This is a genomic window from Patulibacter brassicae (genome assembly GCF_033949425.1).
Lineage (GTDB): Bacteria > Actinomycetota > Thermoleophilia > Solirubrobacterales > Solirubrobacteraceae > Patulibacter > Patulibacter brassicae.
This window is the reverse complement of record NZ_JAXAVX010000003.1, coordinates 107404-131058: the sequence shown is the minus strand read 5'-3', so window position 1 is coordinate 131058 and position 23655 is coordinate 107404. Positions and strand designations below refer to the sequence as shown.

Genomic DNA, 23655 nt, shown 5'->3' with positions numbered 1-23655 from the left:
GGAACGTGGTCGGGTGATCCGTGTCGCGGAGGTGGTCCGCGGAGTGTCCGGGCACCTTCGCAGGGTCGTCGGACGTCATGGTCGCGACGTCCTTCGGACAGCGTGGCACGTGCGGGGCGTTTGCCCGAGGGAGCGGGGGTTTTCCCTCGATGAGTGTCTACGCGCCAGATTCCGAGGCGCCTCCGGACCGCCCGCGAGCGGGCGCGCCGGCGCTCGCGACGCGCCCCGGTCGTCGCGGCGCGCCCGCTCCGTCCCGGTGCGTCGCGACCGGCCGAGGGGGCGCGGGATGCGGCTCAGCGGCCGCCGCCGAGGCGCAGCCAGTCCGTGAACTCGGCCCACCGGGCGCTGATGCGCCAGCCGGCCTCGCCCATCGCGTGCCCCACGGGCTGCAGCCAGCGGATCCGGCCGGTCGCGCTGACGAGCAGCCACGCGAGCGCCGCGACGAGGAGGATCGCCCCGATGATCGCGCCCCACGTCCACGGCGCGGTCTCCGTCGCGATCGGCGGGCGGGCGCTCGTGGCGATGAGGTCCTGCTGCTGGACCTCGGGCGCGGGCTGGGCGACGGGGCCCGGGCTGGGGGTGGGCGGCGCCTCGGCGGTCGTGGCCGTCGGCGCCTGCTGCTCCTGGGTCTGCGTCGGCCCCGGGCTCGGCGTGGCGGTCCCGCCGCCCGACGACGAGCCCGAGCCGCCGGACGAGCCGCCGCCGGAGGTCCCGCCGCCGTCCTTCGGGCAGGAACCGCGCGCCGCGATCGCGGCGTCCAGCGCGTCCGCGAACTCGGGCGAGTACTGGCTGCTGTCGCTGCCGATCGCGCCCTTCGCGTCCTGCAGGTCCTTCAGCGTGTGCGAGCACGCGTCGATCTCGCCGAGGCCCTGGTACTCCTCGAGCAGGTCGCGGATCGTCGCCGCGCCCGCCGTCGCGGGCAGGAGCGCCAGCGCGAGGAGCCAGGCGAGCAGGAGCCCGACGAGCGGACGGGGGGTGCGACCGGTCGGCACGGGGCGATGGTAGCGTCGCCACCCTTCATGCACGCCGCTCTCCGATCGCCCCGAGAGCGCCGGGAACCCCGCACCCCCCTCCGCCCGCGCGCGTCCTCGGGCGGGCTCCTGCTCCTCGCGCTGCTCGCGCTCGGCCTCGGGGTCGGCTTCGCCGGCGGCGGCTACGGCCCCACGGCCGCCGCGGTCGCCGTCGTCGGCGGGCTCGCCCTGGCGCTCGTCGCGGGCACGCTCGCCGGCGGCGGCCTGACGGCGATGCTGCCGCGCGGGGCATCGGCGGCCGCCGTCCTGCTGCTCGCCCTCTTCGCCGCCTGGGCGCTGCTGTCGGTGCTGTGGAGCGTCCGGCCGGACCTCTCGCTGCGCTGGGGCGCGCTCGCCGCGGGGTACGCCGCGGCGGTGTTCGTGGCGGTCGCCGCCGCGGGCGTCAGCCCTCGCGCGCGGGAGATCACCGTCGGCGGGCTGCTCGTCGTGGCCCTCGTCCTGGGCGTCGCCGCGCTCGTCGGCCGCCTCTCGCCCGACACCGGGGTGACGATCGGCGGCGTCGAGAACGCGACGCGCCTGCGCGGCCCGCTGGACTACTGGAACGCCCTCGGGCTCGTCGCGGCGATCGGCCTGCTCGTCGCGGGGCGGATGGCGATCGGCGGCGCCGACCGCCGCCTGCGGCTCGCGCTCGGGGCGACCGCGCCGCTGCTGGCCGGGGTCCTGCTGCTGAGCCAGTCGCGCGGCGCCCTCGTCGCGCTCGTGATCGGGGCGCTCGTCGTCGCCGCCTGCTCGGGCCGCTCGCGCCTGCGGATGGCGCTCATGCTCGGGGCGTCGCTCGTCGCCTCCCTGCCGCTGACCCTCGCCGCCGGCGGGCGCGTCGTCGGCGACGCCGTCGTCGCGGAGCGCTCGCGGCCGGTCGTCGTGGCGACCGCCCTGCTCGCGCTGGCCCTCGGCGCGCTGGCCGTGCTCGCCGTCGAGGCGCTGGACGGGCGGGTGCGCTGGAGCGGCCGGCGGACGCGGATCCTCGTGCGCCGAGGGCTCGCCGTGCTCGCCGTCTTCGTCCTCGCCGCCGCCGCGACCGGGATCGCGCGCGAGGGCGGCGTCGGACCGGCGGTCCGCGAGCTGCGCGACGCCGTCGCCTCCTCGGACCGCGTCGCGCCCGTCGCCGGTGCCGACCGCATCCTCTCCGTGTCGTCGTCGAACCGCGCCGACTGGTGGGCGGAGGCGTTCTCGGCCTGGGCCGACCATCCCGTGGGCGGCTGGGGCGGCGGGACGTTCGGCACGATCCGCAAGCGCTACCGCGAGGACGCCACCGAGGTCGCCCAGCCGCACAGCCTGCCGCTCCAGGTCCTCAGCGAGACGGGGGCGGTCGGCCTGCTCCTGCTCGGGGCCGCGCTGTGGATGCTGCTGCGCGCCGCCGTGCTGCGGCTGCGCGAGACGCCGCCGAGCCGGGAGCGCACGCTCCAGGCGCTGGCGATCGGGGCCGCCGCCGCCTGGCTGGCGCACGTCGCCCTGGACTGGGACTGGGAGCTGCCGGCCGTGACGCTGCCGGTGCTCGCCGCGCTCGCCGCGGCGGGTGCGGTGCCGGCGGCCCGCGGCACCGCGCGCCGGGCGGACGGGCTCGTCACCCCGGCGACGGTCGCCGACGCGCCGGAGCGGCTCGATCGCCGCGCGCGGGTGGGCCGTCGCGCCGTCGTGCTCGGGGGCTCGTTCGTCGCCGCCGTGCTCGTGACGGTCGCGGTCGTCCTGCCGCTCGTGGCCGACGGCCACGCCGACCGTGCCGCGCGGGCGCTCTCGGCGGACGCGACCCCGGAGCAGCTGCGCGACGCGACCGGCGACGCGGCGTTCGCCGCCGAGCTGGACCCCTTCGCGCTGCGGCCGCTGCAGATCGGGGTCGCCATCGCGCGCCAGCGCGACAACCTGCTCGAGGCGCAGCGGCTCGCCGTTCGCGCGACCGAGCGCCAGCCGGACAACCCGGCGGCGTGGGCGCTGGCGGCCGAGGTCGCCGGGCGCCTCGCCGATCGCGAGGGGATGCGGCGCGCCGCCCGTCGCGCCGTCGAGCTGGACCCGTTCGGCGTCCAGGCCGTCTCGCTGCTGGGCACCGCCAACGGCCAGCTCGCGCCGCCCGAGGCGTCGGCGACGGCGACCGCGACGCCGCTGCCCGCGCCGTAGGCGGCGGACGACCGCGCCGCGCTCAGGAGGGCGGCGCGTCCGGTGCCGCCGGGCCGGTGCCGTTCGTCCGCAGCTGCTCGAGCTCGGCGAGGGCCGCGTCGTGCGCAGCCCGCAGGTCCTCGAGCTCCACGACGGCCGCGTCGCGGTCCCCGTGCACGGCGTTGACCTCCGCCGAGGCGTGCTCGAGCGCGGCGACGACGCGCTGCTCGCCGTCCTGGATCGCGGCGTCGCGCTCCTGCTCGGCCGCCGCCGCGGCGGCGCGCGCCTCGTCGGTGGCCCGGCGCAGCGCCGCGATCTCCTCCTCGTAGGCCGCGGCGAGCTCCTCCCGCTCGCGCAGCGCGGCCTCCGTCGCGGCGTGGGCCTCCGTCGCCTCGCGCGCGCGCTGGGCGCGCTCGTCGGCCGCGGCCTGCGCACGGCGATCCGCCTCGCGCCGGGCGTGCTCGGCGGTGCGCGCCCCCTCGAGCGCGGTCGCGAGCCGCCGCTCGAGGTCCCCGACCCGCTGCTCGAGCCGGCGACGCTGGGCCTGGTCGGCGAGCGCCTGGCGGGGGTCCACGGCCCGGCCGCTGCCGGCGCGCTGGCGCTGGGCGGCGCGGGCCTCGCGCTCGGACCGCTCGGCGGCGGCGAGCCGCTCGCGGGTCCGTCGCAGGTCGGCCTCGAGCTGCGTGAGGCGCTCCCGCGTGCCGCGCTCGAGCCCGGCGCCGGCGCCCCGCAGCCGCTCGACCTCGCGGTCCCGCTCGCGGCGCTCGGCGCTCTCGCGGTCCAGGCGCCGACGCGCGTCCTGGAGCTCGTCCTCGAGCTCGGCGATCCGCTCGCCGAGCTCGGCCCCGAGGGCCCGGGCCTCGTCGGTCTCGCCGCGAGCCTCGACGAGCTGGACCTCGAGCTCGCCGCGCAGCTCGTCGAGCGCCTCGGCCCGGCGCTGGGCGTCCTGCTCGCGAGCCTCGGCCTGGGTGCGCGCGAGCTCCTGGAGCTCGGTCGCGTGGCGCGCACGCTCCTCGCGCAGCGCCTGCTCGTGCTCCTCGCGCAGGGCGCGCTCGCGGGCCTCGTGCGCCGCCTCCTCCTGCTCGCGCCCGGCGGCGGCCGCCGCCTGCTGGGCGGCGACGCGCGCCTCGGCCTGCTCGAGCGTCGCGCGCTCGTGCTCCATCGCCCGGCGCTCGGCGGCCGCGGCGGTGCGCTCGGCGGCCTCCTGGGCCTCGCGGGCCGCCCGCAGCTCGGCGCGCAGGTCGCTGACCGCGCCCTCCTGCTCGTCGACCGCGTCGGCCAGCACGCGGTGCTGCTCGTGCGCGACGCCCTCGAGCTGCCGCCGGTGCTCGTCGCGCAGCGCCTGGAGCTCCGCGCGGTGCTCGGCGTCGCGGGCCGCGAGGCGGACCTCGAGCTCGTCCTGGAGCGCCTGCAGCCCCAGCGCGTGCTCGTCGGCGAGCGCGCGCATCGCCTGCTCGTGCTGGAGCTGCTCGTGCTGGCGCCGCTGCTCGGCCGCCGCCTGCTCGTCGGCGAGGAGCCGCTCCTGCTGCTCGCGCAGCTCCTCGGCGACGACCTCGCGCGCGTCGGCGGCCTGCTGCTGGGCCTCGCGCAGCGCCTCGTGGGCGGCGGCGAGGTCGCGCGCGTGCTCCTCGCGCTGCGCGGCGAGCGCGCGCTGCTGGTCGAGTCGCTGCTCGTCGAGCGCGGCCTCGGCGGCGCGCACGAGCTCCTGGAGCCGCTCGCGCTCGGGGTCCAGTCGGCTGCGGAGGTCCCGGATCCGCTGCTCCGTCGCGTTGCGCAGCTCGTCGAGCTGCGCGGTCGCCTCCGCGGACTGCCGACGGGCCTCGTCCCGCTCGGCGTCGAGGCGGCGTCGCAGCTGCCGGGCCTCCTCGGCCGCCGCGGCGGCCGCGCGACGCGCCTCCTCGACCCGCAGGTCGGCCTGGTCCTGCTCCCGTCCCGCCGCGGCACGCCGACGCTCGGCCTCGGCGGCGCGGTCGTCGGCCTCCTGGGCGCGGCGCTCGGCCTCGACGGCCCGCTCCTCGGCAGCCTGCAGGCGCTCCCCGAGCGCCCGGGCGATCGCCGTGGGATCGGGGCCGGCGGCGACGCCGGCCTCGGCGGTCGCCGGGGCCGTCATCGCCGGAGCGACCTCCTCGCGCAGGCCGTCGAGGGCGGCCTCCGCCGCTGCCAGCCGGGCGGCGAGGGCCTCGCGGTCGTCGAGCGCCCGCTGGGCGACGCGGCGGCCCTGCTCGAGCTCCTCGGCGGCCTGCGCGCGCAGCTGCTCGAGCTCGTCCTCGAGCCGCGCGACGTCGGCCGTGCGGGCCTCGGCGACCGCCGCGGTCGCGTCGAGGTCGTCCCGCGCGCGCCCCAGCTCCTCGAGGAGCTCGCGCTCGATCCGCTCGCGCTCGGCGGCGCGGGCGTGGAGCGCGGCGAGCTCGTCGTCGCGCTGCGCGCCGGCGCGGGCGAGCTCCTCGGCGTGCCGCTCCCGGGCGGCGGCGAGGTCGCCCTCGACCGCCGCGAGCCCGCTGCTGGCCGCGTCGCGCTCGGCCTCGGCGGTCGCGAGGCGGTCGCCGAGGGCCGCCAGCGCGGTGGCCTGCTCGTCGATCCGGGCGGACATCGCGCCAGCACGTCGCTCGAGGGTGGCCAGCGCCTCCTCCCGCTGGCGCAGCGCGTCGCCCAGCGCGTCGGCACGACCCGTCGCCTCGCCGAGCGCGGCGGCCGTCCGCTCGAGCTCGGCCGCGACGGCGTCCCGCGCCTCCTGCGCCTCCCGGACCTCCGCGCCGAGCCGCGCGCGGTCCGCGTCGGCGGCCTGCTCGGCCTCCTCGGCGACGGTCCGCAGCCGGCGGATCTCCGCCTGGAGGGCCGCGGCGCCGGTCCGCTCGGCCGCGAGGTGGTCCGCGGCGTCCTGGCGCTGGCGCTCGAGCGCGGCGTGCAGGCCCTCGGCCCGGGCCGTCGCCTCGCGCAGCCGGCCCTCGAGCTCGGCGACCGCGGCACGAGCGCGGTCCCGGACGTCGTCCTCCCGCTCACGGCCCGCCGCGACCGCCTCGAGCGCCTGGCGCTGCAGCTCCTCGCCCTCGGCGCGGGCGGCGGCCACGGCCTCGGCCAGCTGCTGCGCGTGCTCCGCGGCGGCCGTGTCGAGGCGCGCGCGGGCGTCGTCGCGCTCCTGCTCCAGCGCCTCGCGCACCGCCGCGTGCTCCTCGTGCAGGCGGGCGAGCTCCGCGGCGTGGCGCTCCTCCAGCCGGGTCCGCTCGGCGGCGAGGCGCTCCTGCGCGGCGGCCTCCTGCGCCGCGCGCTCCTCCGCGTGGGCGCGGGCGGCCTCGCGCAGCGCGGCGTCCGCCTCCGCCTCCTGGGCGGCGAGATCGGCGGCGTGGCGGCGGGCGAGATCGGCCGCGGTCGCCTCGAGCTGCTCCTGGGCCTCGACGAGCGCGGCGCCGCGCTCGGCGAGGAGGGCCTCGTGCTCGGCGAGCGCGGCGGCGGAGCGCTCGAGCTCCCGCCCGCGCTCGCCGACCGCCTCGCGCAGCGCGTCCCGCTCGTCGGTCAGGGCGGCCACGGCCTCCCGCTCCGCGACGAGCTCCTCCTCGCGCTCGCCGAGCTCGTCGCGGGCCCGGGAGAGCTCGCCGATCGCGGCCTGCAGCCGGTCCTCGGCGGTCCGCCCGGCCTCCTCCTGGGCGGCGAGCGCGGCATGCGCCTCGGCGAGGCGGTCCGCGAGCGCGTCGCGCTCCTCCTCGGTCGCGGCGCGGCGGGCGTCGACCTCGTCGCGCTCGGCGAGCACGGCGAGTCGCTCCCGGTCCAGGCGCGCCCGCAGCTCCTCCAGCGCTCGCGCGTGCTCGTCCGCCTGCTGCTGCGCGGCCTCGGCCTGCTCGCGCTCGACGGCGGCGATCCGGTCCAGGGCGGCCTGCGCGGTCCGCTCCGCGGCGCCGAGGACGTCGCCGTGCTCCTCGCGCAGCGCCTCGGCCGCGCGGGCCGCCTCCGCCAGCGCGTCCTCGGCGGACCGGGCGCGCTCCGTGGCCGCGTCGGCGTCGGCGCGAGCGTCCTCGGCACGCCGCTCGGCCTCGGCCGCTGCGTCCTCGGCGACCCGACGGGCGTCCTGCGCGGCGTCGAGCTCGTCCCGCAGCGCCGCCTCGCGGGTCGCGGCGGCCGTCGCGGCGGCGTCGGCCTCGGCGAGCCGGGCGTCGAGCTCGCCGATCCGCTCCAGCGCCTGCTGCGCGGCGCGCTCGGCCGCCGCGAGCCGGTCGCGTGCCTCGTCGCGCTCCTCCTCCACCCGCCGTGCCCGCGACGCCGCCGCGTCGAGCTCCTCCGCGAGCGCGTCCGCCCGCGCGCGGGCCTCCTCCAGCGCCGCCGCCTGCTCGGCCGCCGCGGCGAGCTCCCGCTCCAGGATCCCGACGCGCTGCCGTGCCTCCTCGGCGGCCGCCTCGGCCTCCCCGCGCGCCGCGGTCGCGGTCGCGGCGGCCTCCGTCGCCGCGGACGCCTCCTGCTCGAGCCGGTCCAGGCGGTCGAGCGCCTGCTGGGCGGCCCGCTCCGCGCCTGCGGTGCGCTCCTCGGCCGCCGCGGCGCGCTCCTGCGCCTCGGCGAGCTCGCGCTCGGCCGCCTCGGTCCGCGCGAGGGCGTCCTCGGCGCGTCGCGTGGCGGCGTCCTCGGTCTCGGCGACCCGCTGCGCGGCGGTCGCGGCCGCGGCCTCGGCGGCGTCCGTCCGGGCCTCGGCGTCGGCGGCACGCGCGTCGGCGTCCGCGGCCTGCGCTCGCGCGTCCTGGACCTCCCCCTCGAGCGCGGCGACGCGCCGCTCGGCCTCCGTCCGCGCGCGCTCGGCCTCCGCCCGTGCCGCCTCGGCCTGGTCCTCGAGCTCGCCGACGCGACCCTGCGCCTCGATCCGGGCGGTCTGGGCCTGCGCCTCGAGCTCGGCGACGCGGCGTTCGGCCTCGATCCGGGCGGTCCGGAGCTGGTCCTCGAGCTCGGCGACGCGGCGCTCGGCGTCGGCCCGGGCGGCCCGGACCTGCGCCTCGAGCTCGCTCGCCCGGCGGGCACCGGTCGCCTCGGCCTCCGCGGTCGCCGCGCGCGCGGCGTCGAGATCGGCGCGCAGCGCGGCGAGGACGCCGTCGGCCTCGGTCGCCGCCGCGAGCGCCGTCTCCCGCTCGGCGGCGAGCGCCGCCTCCGCCGCCTCGGCCGCGGCCCGGACCTCGTCGCGCTCGCGCTCGAGGTCGGCCGCGCGGGCCAGCGCCTGCTGGGCGGTGCGCTCGCCCGCCACCCGGCGGTCCTCGGCCTCCTCGACCAGTCGCGCGGCGGCCTCGCGCGCCTCGAGGGCCTCCTCGCGTGCGGTCGCCGCGTCGTCGCGGGCGGCCTCCGCCTCGTCGCGGGCGGCCTCCGCGGCCTCCAGCGCGCGATCGCGCGCCTCGACGGCGGCGCGCGCGTCCTCCTGCGCCGCCGCGCTCGCCGCCAGGGCGGCGTCGCGCTCCGCCTCGGCCGCTCCGGCCTGCTCCCGTGCCTCCTCCGCGTCGACGCGGGCCGCCGCGAGCGCGGCCGCCGCGGCCTGTCGGGCCTCCTGCGCCTCGCCGCGGGCGTGCTCGGTCTCCTGCCGGGCCGCCTCGAGCGCGCCACGGGCGGCCTCCGCGTCGGCCCGGGCGGCGGTGGCGTCGGCGCGCGCGGTCTCCGCCGCCTCGGTGGCGCTGCGGGCGTCCTCCCGCGCGGTCTCGGCGCGGGCGGTCGCCTCGGTGACGTCCTCCAGCGCGGCGGCGCGGTCGGCCGCGGCCGTCGCCGCGTCGGCCTCGGCGGCGGCGGACCGCTCCTCGGCCGCGCGCGCCCGCTCCTCGGCGAGCGCGAGGCGCTCCGTGAGCGCCACGAGCTCCTGCTCGCGCTCCAGCGCGGCGCCGGCGAGTCGCGAGACCTCGCTGCGGGCCTCGGCGAGGGCCGCCGCCAGCGACGCCGCCTCGGTCGTGCCGGCGTCGTGCGCAGCCCCGAGGCGCGCGTGCTCCTCCGTCAGCCGGGCGAGCTCCGCGCGGGCCGCGTCGGCGTGCGCGACCGCGTCCTCGCGCTCCCGCTCGAGCGCGGACGCCCGCTCCCGCTCGGCCTGCGCCTCCGCGGCGGCGCGCGCGGCCTCCCCGCGCGCCTCCTCGGCGGCACGGCGGGCGTCCTGGGCCGCGGCGCGGGCCTCGTCGGCCTCCTCGGCGGTCCGGTGGCGCTCGTCCTCGGCGGCCTGGGCTCGCTCCTGGGCCGCGACGCCCGCGGCCTCCGCGGACGTCGCCCGCGCCTCCGCGGCGTCGCGCTCGTCGGCCTGGCGCTCGGCCTCGGCGCGCGCCGCCGCGAGCTCGCGCGTCCGCTGCTCCCCCTCGTCGCGCGCGGCGTCGCGCTCCCGCTCGAGCTCGTCCAGGCGCGCGGTGCGCGCGGCGAGCTCCTCCGCGTGGCGCGCGACCTGCTCCTCGTGCGCGGCGAGGTCGTCCCGCAGCCGGGCGACCTCCGCGTCGAGGGTCGCCGCCGCCGCGCGTCGCTCGTCGAGCTCCGTCGTGAGCCGGCCGACCTCGGTCTCGAGCTCGGCGATCGTCGCCTCGCTGCGGGCGCGCTCGGCCAGCGCGGCCTCGGCGACGCGCTCGGCGCTGGCGCGGCGCTCGCGCTCGGGGCCGAGCTCGGCGAGACGCTCCTCGAGCTCGGCCAGCTCCTCGCCCTGCCGCGCGGCGGTGGCCCGGAGCTCCTCGAGCTCCTCGAGCTCCCGCTCCAGCGCCTCGCGTCGGGCGATGGCGGCCTGCTCGCGCTCCTGCGCCGCGGCCAGCGCCGTCGCGGCGGCGTCGAGCTCCGTGGCGCGACGCTGTCGCTCCTCCGCGCCGGCGGCCGCCGCGGCCTCGCCGGCGGCGCGGGCCTCCTCGACCGCGGCGGAGAGCCGCTCGCGGTCGGCCGCGAGGGCGTCGCGCTCGACGGTCAGCGCGTCGACGTGCTCGCGCCAGCGACGCGCGTCGGCACCGAGCCGGTCGTGGACCTCGCGCGCCTCCGCGAGCGCCCGCTCGGCGCGCTCGCGGTCGCGGTCCAGGGCCCGGACGGCGGTGCGCAGGTCGCGCCGCAGCTGCGCCTCGACGGTCTCGGCGTCGGCGCGCTGCTCGGCGAGCCGGGCCGCGGCGGCGTCCCGCTCCTCGACGAGCCGGCCCTCGGCCGCGGCGACCGCGGCGCGCGCCGCCTCGCGCTCCTGCTCGACCTGCGCCTCCAGCGTCGCGAGCCGGGCGCGCGCGTCCTCGAGCTCGCGCGTGAGCTCCTGCTCGCGAGCGGCGTGGGCCGCGCGGTCGCGCTCGGCCGCGTCGCGGGCGGCGGCCAGCTCCTCGGCGCGGCGCTGCGCCTCCTCGGCCGTCGCCTGGACGGCGAGCAGCGTCCGGTCCTGCTCCGCGCGCTCGGCAGCCGCGGCGTCCCGCTCGGCGTCGAGCCCGGCGAGGCGCCGCGCGAGCTCGGAGCGCTCGCGATCGACGGTGGCCGCGAGCGCCTCGGCGGAGGACTCGACCGCGTCGCGCTCCCTCCGGGCCTCCTCGACGAGCGCCTCGGCCTGCCGCTCGGCCGCGGCGATCCGCTCGCGCGCCTCCTGCTCGAGGACGTCGAGCCGGTCGCGCGTCGCGCTGTCCTCGTTCCCGCGGGCCTGGCGCAGCGCCTCGAGCTCGGCGCGCAGGGCGTCGCGCTCGCGCAGGCGCTCGGCGAGCTCGCGGTCGCGCTGCGCCAGGGTCGCCGCGGTGGTGGCGACCGCCGCCTCGGCGTCCTCGCGCGCCCGCACGAGCGCGGCGCGCTCCTCGGCCGCGCGCCGGGCCTCCTCCGCGTGCCGGTCGGCCTCCTCCGCGACCTCGCGGTCCCGGTCCGCCACGCGCCGGCGCAGCTCCTCGAGCTCCTGCTCGGCGTCGGCCAGCGCCGTCCGCGCCTCCGCGGCGTCCGCGCGGGCGGCGTCGTGCGCGACGCCGAGCTCCGCCCGGCGACGCTCCGTCGCCTCGAGCTCGCCGTGGAGGGCGGCCAGCGCGTCGGCGGCGCGCTCGGCGTCCCGCTGCGCCTCGGCCGCGCGATCCACGGCCTCCGCCTCGCGGACGCGCGCGTCCTCGCGGGCGGTCCGCAGGGCCTCGGCGGCCGCCGTCCGCTCGTCCGCCGCGGCGGCCAGCGCCTCCTCGCGCTCGGCCGCGGCGCGCGCGAGATCGCGACGCAGCACCTCCAGCTCGCGCTCGAGGGCCGAGAGCCGCTCCTCGGCGGCTCCTCGCCGTCGCTGCGCCTCGTCCGCGGCCTCCTCGGCCACCGCGAGGCGCTCGCGCGCCGCCTGCGCGTCCGCGCGCGCCTGCTCGACCTGCGGGCCCGCCCGCTGCTGCAGCTGCTCGTGGCGCCGCTCGGCCTCGCGGACGCGCGCCGTCGCGAGCTCGAGCCGCTGCTCCGCGTCGCGGCGACCCGCGCGCTCGTCGGCCACGCGCCGCTCGAGCTCGGCGACCGCCTGGCGCTGCTGCTCGGCCGCGCGCTCGGCCTGCAGCCGCCGGTCGCGCTCGGCCTCGAGCTCGCGGACCGGGGCCAGCGGCGGCGTCGGCGGCGGCAGGTCCAGCGGGCGCGAGCGGCCGGTCGGCGGCGCCACCGGCTCCGGCTCGACGGGCTTCGGCTCGGGCTCGGGACGCCGCGGCAGGGCGCGCAGCCGCGGACGCGGCAGGTCGACGAGCAGGTCGGAACCGAGATCCAGCGCGAACGCGTTGCGCTCGTCGTCGACGAGCTCCTGCGGGCAGGAGAACGCGACGCGCCACGTCGGCTCCTGCGGCCCCGCGAGCGGCGCGCTGTCGCCGGGACCCGGCAGGGGCGCGATGCGGCGGCTGCGGCGGCCGTCGTCGACGAGCAGCGCCGGGACGCCGAGGCGCCCGCGCCGGGGCGCGGTCCACCGGCCCTCGACCCGCAGGAGCGCGGTGCCGGCGCCGGCGGGCACCGCGTCGAAGCGCTCGCAGGCGAAGGACGGTGGCCGGGAGGCGGCCTCGTTGCCCTCGCTCACGCGGGCGAGTCTAGGCCCTGCGGCCGATGCCGAACGGGGCCGCCGCAGCGCGCGGCGTCCCGATCAGGTGCCGGAGGAGTCGCCCTCGGGGCCGAGCAGGTCGGCGAGCGCGGCGAGCGCGGCCGCGAGCACGGCGTCCGGCTCGGCGGTCGCGTCGAGCACCCGGACGCGGCCCGGGTCCGCCTCGGCGATCCGGTCGTAGGCGGCCGCGGTCCGGGCGAAGAACGGCTCGTCGAGGCGCTCCATCCGGTCGGCCTCGTCGCCGCGCGCGGCCAGCCGTCGCCGGCCCGTCGCCGGGTCGAGGCGCAGGAGCAGCGTGCGGTCGGGGCGGACGTCGCCGACGGCCGTGGCGTTGATCGCGGCGACGGCGTCGACGCCGAGCTCGCGGCCCCCGCCCTGGTAGGCGAGCGAGCTGTCGACGAAGCGGTCCAGCAGGACCCAGGCGCCGTCGCGCAGGAGGGGGGCGAGCCGCTCGGCGACGAGCTGGGCGCGCGAGGCGGCGAAGAGCAGCGCCTCGGCGCGCGGGTCGACGTCGAGCACCGGATCGGCGAGGAGCGCGCGGATCCGCTCGCCGAGGACGACCCCGCCGGGCTCGCGCAGCGCGACGACCGGCAGCCGCCGGCGGCGCAGCTCCTGCTCGAGTCCCGCGGCGAGCGTCGTCTTGCCGGCGCCGTCGAGGCCCTCGATGGTGATCAACCGACCCGGGGGCGCCATCGGGTCGCCAGGCTAACGCGGGAGGAGCCCGCCCGCCCTCCCCGCCCACCGCCGCCCGGCGGTCCGGGTGACGTAGCATCGCCGCCGTGAGCGCCGTGCTCCAGGCCACCGAGCGCCAGCCGCACGCCCGCGCGGTGCTCGCCTCGGCGTTCCCGTCCGCGGGCACGCCGTCGCCGTCGCACGCCTACCTCTTCCACGGGCCCGCGGGCAGCGGCAAGCGCGAGGTCGCGCGGGCGCTCGCCACGGACCTCCTCGCGCGCGGGACGAGCGATCCGGCGGCGGTCGCGGCCCGGATCGCCCGCGACGCCCACCCCGACCTGACGTGGGTCCGGCCGACGGGCGCGGGCGAGATGCGGGTGGGCGACATCGACGAGGCGGTCGTGGGGGCCGTGAGCCGCAGGCCGTTCGAGGCGGCGCACCGCGTGTTCGTCCTCGAGCACGCCGACGCGCTGAACGACACGGCGGCCAACCGGCTGCTGAAGACGCTGGAGGAGCCGCCGTCCTACGTCGTGCTCGTCCTGCTGAGCGATCGGCCCGGGGAGCTGCTGCCGACCGTCCGCTCGCGCTGCCAGGCGGTGCGCTTCGACGCGCCGCCCGAGGACGAGCTCGTCCGCCGGATCGTCGACCGCGCGCTCGTGGCGGAGGAGACGGCCCGCGCCTGCGCCCGACTCGCCCTCGGGGACGCGGGGCTCGCCGAGCGCCTCGCCGGGGACGACGGCCGCGCGCTGCGGGCGGCGGCCGAGTCGCTCGCGCGGCACGCGCTCAGCGGCAATCCCGGCATGCCGCCGTGGCGCAGCCTCATCGAGGTCGCCGTGGCCCACGGCGAGGCGGCCTCCGCGGCCGTCGTGGCGGCGGCCGCCGAGCGCGCCGACCAGCTGCCCGACCGCGAGCGCAAGCGGGTCGCGCGCGAGGCGACCGACGACGGCAAGCGGGCGAGCCGGCGGGCGCGGACCCAGACGCTCGACCTCGCGCTGCGGCTCTGCGGCCTCTGGTTCCGCGACGTCGCCGCGGCCGTGCTGGGCGCCACCGACGAGCTGCACCACCTGGACCGCGTCGCCGCGGTCGGGGAGGACGCCCAGCGCCTCGGCGATCCCCACCGGGCGCTGCGCGCCGTCGAGCTCGTCGACGCGACCCGCCGGAGCCTCCGCGTGAACGCCACGGAGGAGCTGCAGCTCGACGCGCTGAGCGTCCGGCTGGGCGAGGCGGTCGGTCCCCGGCGGCGCTGACGGCCCGCCGCGGGCGCGCGACCGGAATTCGCGCCCGGTGCGCGTCCGCCGCGCGACCGCGCGCCGCCGGACCCTCGCCGAGGCGACTCGCCGGGCGCCTCGATCCCGCGTAGGGTGTCGCCACTTCGACGCGGATGGGGCCGTCGCGCGTCGTGGGCATCACCGATGCAGCGGATCTTCCGGGACACCTGGAGCTGGCGGGGCGCGCTCGCGCTCGACGAGCTCGAGTACGAGCCACGGCTCGTCGACGCCACGCACGGGCCGATCGACGAGCCGGCGGTGCGGCACTGGCCGCTGCTGAGCAGCGCGACCGAGCTCGTCACCGTCCTGCACGGGCGGTCCCCGGCGACCGAGCTCTCGCTCGGCGTCTCGATCGCGCACTTCCTCCTCGTGGAGCGGACCGGCGGCTACCACGCCATCCTGCCCCGCTCGCTGCCCGAGCTGGCGCGGCGGCACGCCGCGATCAGCGCCGGGCACGACGTGGCGTCGCTCGAGGCCTCGCTGGAGGCGCTCGAGGAGATCGGCGCGATCGAGCGGACGCTCGGGCGCCTGGCGCTCGTGCGGCCGCCGGCACCGGACCGCGAGGCGCTGCGCGCGGCGCGGATCCGGATGGACGAGGCGGAGCAGCGCCCGGAGCTGGCGCCGCTGACGCGGCGGATCCAGCGGCTGTCGTGGGAGGTCGGGACGGACGGGATCGCCGGGCGCCGGTTCCGCGAGCTCTCCCGCCACGGGCGCCTGCGGGCGCGGCTGCTCGCGCCGGACCCCGCGTTCCGCGACCCCGACGGGGTCTACGCGGTGGGCCCGATGGCCCTGCCGCCGCTCGCGCTCGCGCTGTCGCCCGACGGCGCGGGGCTCAACAGCCTGCGGGGGTGGGTCACGGCCCACGGCCTGGAGCACGAGCAGCCGCCGGCCGCGGGCGATCCCGTCGGCCTGGCCGCCTTCGAGGTCGCCGCGCTGCTGCTCGGCGGCGGGATCGGCACGAACGCCCTCCGGCGGGCGAAGCGCGGGGCCGCGCTCTGGCTCGCGCTGCTGCGGCACACCGACGGCCGGGTCGGGTCCTTCGACAGCTCGACCGCCGCGATCGCCGGCGAGCTCGCCGAGCTCCTGAACCTCGCGCCGGACGGCGACCACCGCTCGACGGTCGCCGCGCTGCTCGGCGACCTGGAGCGGGTCGGCCTCGTGGCGACGGAGCGCCCGGCCCGGAAGGTCCTGCGGATCCACCTGCGGGCGGTCGCGGCGCCGGAGGACGAGCGGGTCCGGCACTTCGAGCGCCAGTGGTTCGCCTGGCGGATGGGCAGCCCGGTCGATCCGACCGCCGCCTACCCGGCGCTCATGGCGCTCGGGCAGGAGCACCTGCGCGACCGCGTCCGCGGCGGCTGGATCGCCGCGCTCGAGCAGCGCCGCGTGCGCGTCCGCGTCCTCCCAGGCGCCGGCGCGGCCTGATCGGGGAGCCGTCGTCCAGCGGCTCCCCGGGCCGCTCGCCCGGCCGTCGGACGCCGATCCGCCCGGCGAGGCCCGGCGCGCCAGGCCGCACCCGGCGGCGCAGGACGCCAGTACCCTCCACCGCCGATGGATGCGCTCCAAGCGGTGATCTACGGGCTCGTGCAGGGGCTCACGGAGTTCCTGCCGATCTCCTCCAGCGCCCACCTGCGGATCACCGCGGGCATCGCCGGCTGGGACGATCCGGGGGCCGCGTTCACCGCGGTGATCCAGATCGGCACCGAGCTGGCGGTGCTCCTGTACTTCCGGCACGACATCGCGCGGATCCTCGTCGCGTGGTGGCGATCGCTGCCCGCGGTGCTCGCTCGACGCGGCTGGCCGGCGGACACGGACGCGCGGATGGGCTGGCTCATCATCATCGGCACGATCCCGATCGGCCTGCTCGGCATCCTCCTGCAGGACACGATCAAGACCGCGTTCCGCGACCTGCACCTCATCGCCGCGACGCTCATCGTCTTCGGCCTGCTGCTCGGCTGGGCGGACCGCGTGGCGACGAACCGCCGCACGCTCGAGGACCTGACCCCGCGCCACGGCCTGCTCTACGGCTTCGCGCAGGCGCTGGCGCTCGTCCCGGGCGTCTCGCGCTCCGGCGGCACGATCACCGCCGGCCTGCTGCTCGGCTACCGCCGCGAGGCCGCCGCGCGGTACGCGTTCCTGCTGGCGGTGCCGGCCGTGCTGGCGTCCGGGCTCTACGAGCTGAAGGACATCGGCGGGGAGCACGTCTCCTGGGGGCCGACGATCCTCGCGACCGTCATCTCGTTCCTCGTCGGCTTCGCCGTCGTCGCCTGGCTCATGCGCTTCATCAGCACGCACAGCTTCCGCCCGTTCGTCATCTACCGGGTGGCGCTCGGCATCCTGCTGCTCATCCTCATCGCCGCCGGCGCGGTCGACCCGAACGCGGCCTCCTCGATCTGATCCGGGTCCGCCGGCGCGCGGCCCGGCGCGCGCGTCGACCGGCTCGGCTACCCCGCGCCCAGCGGGGCGACGGGCCGGGGCCTCGGCGGGCTGTCGTCCCCGGCGGGGCGAGCCGGGGACGACAGCGCGGGTGCGCCGATGCGGGAGGACCGGATGGGACACCGGGGGCCGGTCGCCGGACGGGGGTGGGGGGGACTCCGACGCCAGCCTGTCTTCCGGGCCGGAAGCTAGCAACCGACGTGCGGGGCGATCCCGGGCGTTTCACCCCGAATCGGGGCTCCCGGAGGGGGTCACCGCTCGTTCACCCGGCATCCCGCGGGGCACGTCACCCTCGCTGTCGAGATGGAGGCCGTCCCGTCGGGCGCCTCGACCGCCGCTCCCACCTCGGTCGAGACCCACGCTCCCACCGCCCGCGCGGGACGGCCCCGCTCCCTCGATCCACGTCGCGCCGGCCGGCGCCTCGGGGCCCGGATCGCGGCGCGGGGACGGACGCTGACGACGTGGCTCCTGCCGCCGCTGGCCGTCGCGGCGCTCGTGCTGCTGCTCCTCGCGCGCCGCCACGAGGTCGAGGCGGCACTCGCGGCGGTGCCGCCGCTGGCGTTCCCGGCGCTCGTGGTCACGCACCTGGCCACGCTCGTCCTGCGCAGCGAGGCCTGGCGGCTGGCGCTCGCGTCGGTCACCGGGCGCCGGCCGACGCGCGACGCCGTCCACGGCGCCAACGGCGCCGCGTTCCTCGCCGGCGCGCTCGTGGCGCCGCTCGCGCTGCCGGTGCGTGCCCTCGCGCTGCGTCGCCTGGACCCCCACGGCGCGCCGCGCCCGCTGCAGGTCGTCGCGACCGACGCGCCGATCGCGGTGGTCGAGGCGGTGCTGACGACGATCCTGCTCGCCGCGTGCGTGCTGGCGGGCAGCGAGGGCTCGCTGCCCGCCGCCGCGGCGGCGGTCGCCGGGGCCGCGGGCCTCGTGCTGCTGCTCCGCTGGGCGGCGCGGCGGTTCGCGCACCGGCCGGCCGCCCGCGGTCTCGCGATCCTCGAGGACCGCCGCCGACGCACGCCGTTCGTCGTGCTGCTCGGCGCGATCCAGCTCCTCGGGGCGGGACGGGCGCTCGCGGCGCTCGCGCTCTGCGGGGTGCCCGTCGTGCTGACCGACGCCGGACCCCTGCACGCGGCGCTCGGGGCCGCCGGGCTCCTGCCGATCGGGGTCGCGGCGTCGCCGGCCGGCGTGGCCGCGGCGGCCGGCGACGCCGGGGGCGCGGTCCTCGCCGGGGGCCTCGTCGTGGCGGCGAGCTCCGTCGCGGCGGTGGCGGTCTACGCCGCGGTCCTCGCGCTCGGCCTCGGCGCGCGGCGGGTCGCGCGCCGTCCCGTCGGCACCTGAGCCGTGCTCACCGGGCGTCCGCGGAGCGCCTCCGCGGCTCCGGCACCACCCCCGCGCGGCGAACGTGACGAAGGACGCACCCGGGTGGTGACCGAGGCCGCTGGCGGCCGATCCGCGCCGCGACAGAGTGGCTCCATCGCCGGTGGAGCCGCCGCCGGCACCCAGACACAGGAGCCCCGCATGTTCACGAAGACCCGCACCCACCACGCCGACGACGAGCAGGTCGTCGAGCGTCCCCGCCGCCGTCGTCCGTCCTCGGCGCACGTCACGGCCGGCATCGCGCTGTTCGTCGCCCTCGGCGGCACGAGCTACGCCGCCTACTCCCTCCCGAAGAACAGCGTCGGCGCCTCGCAGATCAAGGCGAGCGCCGTGAAGAGCAGCGAGCTCGCCGCGAACGCCGTCACCGGCGCGAAGGTCAAGGACGGCTCGCTCACGGCGAAGGACTTCGGCGCCGGCCAGCTGCCGAGCGGCGCGCAGGGCCCGCAGGGCCCGAAGGGCGACCCGGGGGCCAAGGGCGACCCCGGCGAGAAGGGCGAGAAGGGCGACAAGGGCGATCCCGGGACCTCCGGGTACCAGATCGTCGTCGGGCCGGCCCAGGACCTCGCGGACGGCGCGACGGCCCAGCCGATCGTGACCTGCCCGGCGGGCAAGAGCGCCGTCGGCGGCGGCATGACGACGAGCAGCTCCACCGGCCTGACGGTCAACCGGACGGGCCTCTCGACGTCCTCCGGCACCGGGTGGACCGTGCGCGTGACGAACAACTCGGGCGCCGCGCGCTCCTTCCAGGCGCAGGTCGTCTGCATGAACGTCGACTGATCGACGGATCCACCGGCCGGCCGCGCACGCGCGACCGCCCGGACCCACCGCGAGCGGCTCGCCCGGGAACCCCGGCGCGGGCCGCTCGTCGTTCCGGGCCGGCCCGGAGGCGCGCCCGCCCGTCGTCCGGGGCGCGGCGCCCGCGCCTGGCCGGCCGCCGGCGTCCCTGCGAGGATCGATCGGTGCTCTGCGGGTACGTCTTCGGCTACGGCTCCCTGGTGGCGGACGCGCTCCCGCTCGCCAGCGGCCTCGAGCGGGTCCGGCCCGTCTGGGGCGCGCTCCCCGGCTTCCGGCGCTCGTGGACGGTGGCGATGCGCAACCGCGACCGGGTGAACGACGTGAAGCACGTCGTCGATGCCCAGACCGGTCGCCGGCCCGATCTCTGGGTGACGTACGTCGACCTCGATCGCGATCGCGCGACGGCGGTCAACGGCGTCGCGGTCCCCGTCGACGAGGACCGGCTGGCCGTCTTCGACACCCGCGAGCTGAACTACGAGCGGATCGAGGTCACCGCGGACTTCGTCGCCGAGCCCGGCGAGGCGTGGCCGCCCGAGCGCGAGGTGCCGGTCTGGGTCTACGTCGGCAGCGCCGCGGGACGTCAGCGCTACGTCGAGGGTCGCGCTGCCGGTCGAGCGGTGATCCGCGCCGGCTACCGCACCCGGCTCGAGGACGCCTTCCGCGCCCGCGGCCAGAGCGCCTGGCGCCGGTACCAGGAGACGACGACCCCGCCCGAGGTCGAGACCGTCGAGGGCCTGCGCCTCGTGCGGACCCCGCCGCGGGGCGGGGACCGCACGGCGGGCAGTCAGACCCGGTCGGGCCTCACGGCCTGGTAGGCGAACGCGCCGACCACCGCGCCGATCGGCGGGGCGAGGAGGAAGATCCAGACGTGGTCCCACTCCCAGGCGACGAGGTCCGGGCCGAGCGTCCGGGCCGGGTTCACCGAGGTGCCGGTCAGCGGGATCGCGACGAGGTGGATCGCCACGAGCGCGAAGCCGATCGCCAGGGCCGCGAAGCCCGGCGTGACCCGGCGGTCGGTCGCCACGGCGACGATCACGAACAGGAAGACCGCCGTGAGGACCGCCTCGACGAGGAGGCCCGAGCCGACGGAGACGCCGTCGGCGAGCGCGTTGTTGCCGAGCGTGTCGGCGTCGGGCCAGACGCCCTTGAGCACGAGCGCCGCGAGGATCGCGCCGATGACCTGCGCGGCGATGTAGTGCGGGAGCTCGCGCTTCTCGAACCGGCCGATCGCCGCCAGGCCGATCGACACGGCGGGGTTCAGGTGGCCGCCCGAGATGTGCCCGGTCGCGTAGATCGCAGCCGCGATGCCGAGGCCGAAGCCCAGCGCGATGCCGGTGTTCTGGAGGATCGCCGCCTCGGCGGGGACGGCGCTCGTCAGCGCGAGCGCCGTCCCGCAGCCGAAGAGGACGAGGATGAAGGTGCCGATCGCCTCCGCGAGGGCGCGCTTCGTCAGGGGTGGATCGACCGGCTCGACCGGTTCGATGGTGCTTATGGGGCCTCCACGAGTCGGGGATGGGGGATGACCGTCCCCGTCGGCGACCGCGCCGGCGCGGACGCGTCCACGCTATCCCGTCCGGGGCGCGCGGGCCAGTCGCGCGTCAGGCCTGCTCGGCCTCGCTGATCACCGCCGCGAGCGCCTGCACGAGGCGCGCGTGCAGCGCCGGGGTGCGGACCGCGATCCGGACGAACCGGTCGTCGAGCCCGGCGAACGTCGTGCAGGGGCGCACCGCGATCCCACGGGCGTGCAGGCCCGTCACGGCGTCGATGCCGGCCGGCACCCGCGCGAGCAGGAAGTTCGCCTGGCTCTCCCAGACCTGGACCCCGGCGATCTGCCGCAGCCGCGCGAGCAGGTCGTCGCGGTGGGCGGCCGTCCGCGCGGCGATCCGCTCGCAGGCGTCGGGGCGCTCGGCGTAGGCCCGCAGCAGCTCGAGCGCCGGCGTCGGGCACGTCCACGGGGGCCCGGCGAGGCGCAGGCGCTCGACGAGCTCGGGCTCGGCGAGGACGTAGCCCGCGCGCACGCCGGGCACCGCGAGCGCCTTCGTGAGGCTGCGCAGCACGACGAGGTCGCCGGGGCCGTCGTCGTCGGGCCGGTGGTCGGCGAGCGCGTCGGCGTCCGGCGGCAGGAAGTCGGCGAACGCCTCGTCGACGAGGATCGTGCGCCCCGGCCGCCGCAGGCGCAGGATCGCCTCGCGCGGGTCGAGCGTGCCGGTCGGGTTCTCGGGACGGCCGAGCGCCACGAGGTCGCAGTCCTCGGGGATCGCCTCGGGCTCGAGCGCCCAGTCGCGCGCCGGGTCGCGACGGACCCGGACGATCTCGGCGCCGACGCTGCGCAGGGCCGCCTCCGCCTCGGTGAAGCCGGGGACGAGCACGGCCGCCCGCCGCGGGCGGACCGCGAGCGCGAGCCGCCAGAAGCCCTCGGCGGCGCCGCCGAGCGGCAGCACGCCGTCGGTCGGCCGGGCGTGGCGGGCGGCGACGGCGGCGGACGCCGCGCGGTCGTCGGGGTAGTGCCCCACGCGCGCGAGGCCCGCCTGCAGCGCCTGCGTCGCCCAGCCGGGCGGGTCCCCGGCCACGACGTTCACCGCGAAGTCGATCGTGCCCTCGGGCACCATCCGGTCGCCGTGCAGGCGCAGGGCGAGCAGCCCGGTGTCGGCGCCCAGGGGCGCCGCCGAGGCGGCCGGCGGGTCCGGCGCGTCGCTCGGCTCCGCGGCGCCACCCGGCTCGTGCGTGCCGTCCCCGACGGGCGACTCGAGGGGTGGCGCGCCGGGGTCGGTCGCGTCGCCGGCGCCGTGCGGGCGGTCCGGACCGGCATCGCGGGGCGCCGCGGCCGGACCCGTCCGGTCGTCGGGCGCGGGGCTCCGGGACGCCGACGCGCCCGGCGGGGCGTCGCTCGCGGTCCCCGGATCCGCGGGGGTGGGGTCGTCGGTCGGCACCTCGGCCGCGATCCTCTCCGGCGCTCCGGACGTCGCGGGGACGACGACGGGTGCCGAGGGCGCGGGCGTGGTCGCCGACGGGGCGATCGCGGCCGGGGCGTCACCGGCGGGCAGCTCGATCGCGCGCCCGGCGACGACGAGCAGGACCCGGTCGGCCCGCGCCGCGAGCGCCTGGTGGGCGGTGCCGAGCAGGTCGACCCAGCGGCGGGTTCCGCGATCGCCGGCGACAGGGGCCATCCCGGCCTCCTCGCCGACGACGATCGTCCCGGCCGTGCGCGCGAGCGCGGCCGCCACGAGGCCTTCGACCGCCTGCTCGATCGTCGCGATCGCGGCGGCGCCGTCGAGGGCGTGCGCCGGATCCGCGCCACGGCCCCCGTCGTCCAGCAGCCCCGCGTCGTGCAGCGCGCCACCGAGCCACGCGCCGAGACCGTCGAGCAGGACGGTGTCGCCGCCGGCGTCGCGGACCGCGCCGGCCAGGTCGACGGAGCCGGAGAGCTCGACCGTCGTCCACGTCGAGGGACGCCGCGCGCGGTGGCTGGCGATCCGCTCGGGGTCGCCGGTCGGGCCGGTCGGCGCGGTCGCGAGGTAGCGCACCGGCCCCCCGGCGGCGGCCGCGAGCCGCTCGGCGACGGCGCTCTTGCCCGAGCGCGTGCCGCCGAGGACGAGGACGAGGCGCGGCGTGCTCATCCGCGGTCGCGACGTCGCGGGGACGCGGGGGACGGGTGGGGGCGGCTCATGGCGGTCGGTCCGATGCGGGGGATCAGCGGTCGTCGCGGTGGAACAGCAGCGCGTGGATCGCCGCGACGGTCACGGGCGTCCCACCGCGCTCGCCGCGGTTCGTCAGGCACGCTACCCCGCCGGCGGCGAGCGCGGCCTTGCTCTCGGCCGCGCCGACGAAGCCGACCGGCAGGCCGATGACGAGCGCGGGCCGCACCCGCCCGGCGGCGATCTCCTCCAGCAGGGCGAAGAGCGCGGTCGGGGCGTTGCCGATCGCCCACACCGCGCCGTCGGGGTGATCGGCGGCCGCGAGGGCGAACGCCGCCGCCGAGCGGGTCGAGCCCGTCTCCCGCGCGCGCTCCGCCGCGCGCGGGTCCCGCAGCGGCACGATCGTCTCGCGCGCCGTGATCCCCGCGGCGGCCATCCCGGTGTCGACGATCAGCGGGGCGCCGCCGAGCAGCGCGTCGCGGCCGGCGCGCAGGGCGTCCTCGTCGAGGACGAGCGTCTCGGCGAAGGCGACGTCGGCCACGGCGTGGACGGTCCGCTCGGTGACCGCGCGGCTCAGCGGCGGCAGGTGCGAGAGGTCGATCCGCGAGCGCAGGATGCGGTAGCTCTCGAGCTCGATCGGGTGCGGAGCGCGCCGGGGGGCACCGGCCGCGGTCCGCTCGGGGGCGCCGGGGAGGGGCACGGACTCGACGCGCGGCTTCGGCACCGGGACGTCGTCGGTCGTCCCGGCGACGGCCAGCGCACAGGTGGCCTGGGCGCTGCGGCGCTTCGGCGCGAGCAGGCGGGCGGCCTGCGGATCGCCGGTCCCCGCGGTGAGCAGCGCTGCGGCCTCGGCCACCGACGGCGTGCCGACCGCTGCGGCGACGACCGCCGACGGCGTCGGCACGACGACGCTCGCGAGGTCGGCGGCCGGGCCGTAGAGCACCGGGACCCCGAGCGTCGCGGCGGTCGCGGCGATCGCCGGCTCGTCGGCCTTGACCGTGGCGCTCGCGAGCGCGCGCACGTCGCTGCGCTGCAGGCCCACGTCGGCGAGCGCGGCGTCGACGAGCGCCAGCAGCTCCGCCTCCGGGCAGCCGCGGCTCGCGCCGACGCCGACGACGACGGTCCGGATCGGCGGGTCGGTGGTCTGCGGCGGGGCGGGCACCGGGGCATCATCGCGCCGGGGCGCGGCGATCGCCGCGCGGTCGTCGCGCGGGGCGACCGCGGCGGGCCCGTCGGGGCATGGGGGCCCGCACGGCGCGGGGGTGCACGGCGCGTCGCGTGCGGTCCCGCGCACCCCACGGGACGCTGTGCGCACGTCCCGGATGCGCCGCGCGCCGCGCGCCGTCCCGCCGGTCGCACGCGTCGCGCCATGCACGCCGCGTGCGAACCGTCGGCAGGGC

At 79.7% G+C, this 23655-nt stretch carries 13 protein-coding genes and 1 pseudogene; 7 read left to right on the top strand and 7 right to left on the bottom strand.

All coding sequences use genetic code 11. The annotated features are described in order from the left end of the window. Positions 1 to 293 precede the first annotated feature (293 nt). Complete coding sequence (locus tag SK069_RS08290) at positions 294 to 992, bottom strand: hypothetical protein (protein ID WP_319953738.1); 699 nt, start codon at positions 990 to 992, stop codon at positions 294 to 296. A 27-nt stretch (positions 993 to 1019) separates the two neighbouring features. On the opposite strand from SK069_RS08290, the gene SK069_RS08285 reads away from it, so the two are divergent. Beyond that, positions 1020 to 3143, top strand: coding sequence for an O-antigen ligase family protein (locus SK069_RS08285; RefSeq protein WP_319953737.1), 2124 nt, complete (start codon positions 1020 to 1022; stop codon positions 3141 to 3143). A 22-nt stretch (positions 3144 to 3165) separates the two neighbouring features. Here the strand turns inward: SK069_RS08285 and SK069_RS08280 are convergent, their stop codons facing one another. Both SK069_RS08280 and tmk read right to left on the bottom strand, forming a co-directional pair. Then, entirely contained in the window at positions 3166 to 12060 is an 8895-nt protein-coding gene (locus SK069_RS08280) for a hypothetical protein (protein ID WP_319953736.1), read from the bottom strand. Between the two features lie 63 nt (positions 12061 to 12123). Continuing rightward, a complete protein-coding gene (tmk, locus tag SK069_RS08275) occupies positions 12124 to 12774 on the bottom strand; it encodes a dTMP kinase (RefSeq protein WP_319953735.1) in 651 nt (216 codons plus the stop codon). 86 nt (positions 12775 to 12860) lie between these two features. Between tmk and SK069_RS08270 the strand changes: the two genes are divergently transcribed. From SK069_RS08270 to SK069_RS08245, 6 genes are all read left to right on the top strand, one after another. Beyond that, a complete protein-coding gene (locus SK069_RS08270; protein WP_319953734.1) occupies positions 12861 to 14000 on the top strand; it encodes a DNA polymerase III subunit in 1140 nt (379 codons plus the stop codon). A 165-nt stretch (positions 14001 to 14165) separates the two neighbouring features. After that, complete coding sequence (locus SK069_RS08265; protein WP_319953733.1) at positions 14166 to 15443, top strand: hypothetical protein; 1278 nt, start codon at positions 14166 to 14168, stop codon at positions 15441 to 15443. A gap of 126 nt (positions 15444 to 15569) precedes the next feature. Next, the gene (locus SK069_RS08260) at positions 15570 to 16415 is read left to right on the top strand and encodes an undecaprenyl-diphosphate phosphatase (RefSeq protein ID WP_319953732.1); all 846 of its coding nucleotides are present in this window, start codon (positions 15570 to 15572) and stop codon (positions 16413 to 16415) included. Positions 16416 to 16757: 342 nt separating this feature from the next. Further along, positions 16758 to 17786: a hypothetical protein gene (locus SK069_RS08255; RefSeq protein WP_319953731.1), complete on the top strand. Its 1029-nt coding sequence runs from the start codon at positions 16758 to 16760 to the stop codon at positions 17784 to 17786. Between the two features lie 180 nt (positions 17787 to 17966). Continuing rightward, complete coding sequence (locus SK069_RS08250) at positions 17967 to 18602, top strand: hypothetical protein (protein WP_319953730.1); 636 nt, start codon at positions 17967 to 17969, stop codon at positions 18600 to 18602. 182 nt (positions 18603 to 18784) lie between these two features. Continuing rightward, positions 18785 to 19435, top strand: a complete 651-nt coding sequence (locus SK069_RS08245; protein WP_319953729.1) for a hypothetical protein — start codon at positions 18785 to 18787, stop codon at positions 19433 to 19435. On the opposite strand, the gene SK069_RS08240 is transcribed toward SK069_RS08245, so the two are convergent. From SK069_RS08240 to SK069_RS20260, 4 genes and pseudogenes are all read right to left on the bottom strand, one after another. Beyond that, positions 19405 to 20034, bottom strand: a complete 630-nt coding sequence (locus SK069_RS08240) for an MIP/aquaporin family protein (RefSeq protein WP_319953977.1) — start codon at positions 20032 to 20034, stop codon at positions 19405 to 19407. The two genes, SK069_RS08245 and SK069_RS08240, sit on opposite strands and share 31 nt — an antisense overlap. A 184-nt stretch (positions 20035 to 20218) precedes the next feature. Beyond that, positions 20219 to 22237 (bottom strand): bifunctional adenosylcobinamide kinase/adenosylcobinamide-phosphate guanylyltransferase, encoded by a 2019-nt coding sequence (locus SK069_RS08235; RefSeq protein ID WP_319953728.1) that lies wholly within the window; start codon positions 22235 to 22237, stop codon positions 20219 to 20221. A 73-nt stretch (positions 22238 to 22310) separates the two neighbouring features. After that, positions 22311 to 22955 (bottom strand): precorrin-8X methylmutase, encoded by a 645-nt coding sequence (locus SK069_RS20265; RefSeq protein ID WP_406628277.1) that lies wholly within the window; start codon positions 22953 to 22955, stop codon positions 22311 to 22313. Between the two features lie 63 nt (positions 22956 to 23018). Then, positions 23019 to 23417: pseudogene (locus SK069_RS20260) on the bottom strand (cobalamin biosynthesis protein); the annotation flags it as partial. Between the last annotated feature and the right edge of the window lie 238 nt (positions 23418 to 23655).